This is a genomic window from Citrobacter sp. wls826, from assembly GCF_005281245.1.
In the GTDB taxonomy this organism is placed as follows: domain Bacteria; phylum Pseudomonadota; class Gammaproteobacteria; order Enterobacterales; family Enterobacteriaceae; genus Citrobacter; species Citrobacter braakii.
The window spans coordinates 32,827-33,495 of the sequence record NZ_SZWS01000064.1 but is presented as its reverse complement, the minus strand read 5'-3'; the positions used below and the strand labels follow the sequence as shown (position 1 = coordinate 33,495).

The following is a 669-nucleotide window of genomic DNA, read 5'->3' as shown; positions in this document are numbered from 1 at the left end:
CGGCAAAAATACCGCAGACGGTGAAGGCTCCACCGGTACAGACGTGACCGGCGACGGCAACGACATCAACAACACCGGCGACAACGGCGCCACCAACGGCGGCACCGGCACAGACGTGGACGGCAACGGCAACACAGTTGATAACGGTGGCAACAACACCGCCGACGGTGCAGGCTCCACCGGTACAGACGTGACTGGCGACGGCAACGACATCAACAACACCGGTGATAACAGCGGCACCAACGGCGGCACTGGCACCGGCGTGGACGGTAACGACAACACCATCAACAACGGCGGCAAAAATACCGCAGACGGTGAAGGCTCCACCGGTACTGACGTGACCGGCGACGGTAACGACATCAACAACACCGGTGATAACGGCGCCACCAACGGCGGCACCGGCACTGACGTGGACGGCAACGACAACACCATCAACAACGGTGGCAAAAACACTGCCGACGGTGCAGGCTCCACCGGTACAGACGTGACCGGCGACGGCAACGACATTAACAACACCGGTGACAACAGCGCCACTGGCGGTGGTACCGGCACTAAAGCTGACGGTAACGGCAACACCATCGACAACAAGGGTAACAACACTGCCGATGGCGCAGGCTCTACCGGTACGGATGTAGACGGTAACGGCAACAAAATCATCAACGAAGGCGA

At 60.1% G+C, this 669-nt stretch carries 1 pseudogene; it reads left to right on the top strand.

Annotation, left to right across the window (positions count from 1 at the left end):
- Positions 1–669 (top strand): annotated as a pseudogene (locus FDW87_RS21110) (autotransporter domain-containing protein); the annotation flags it as partial.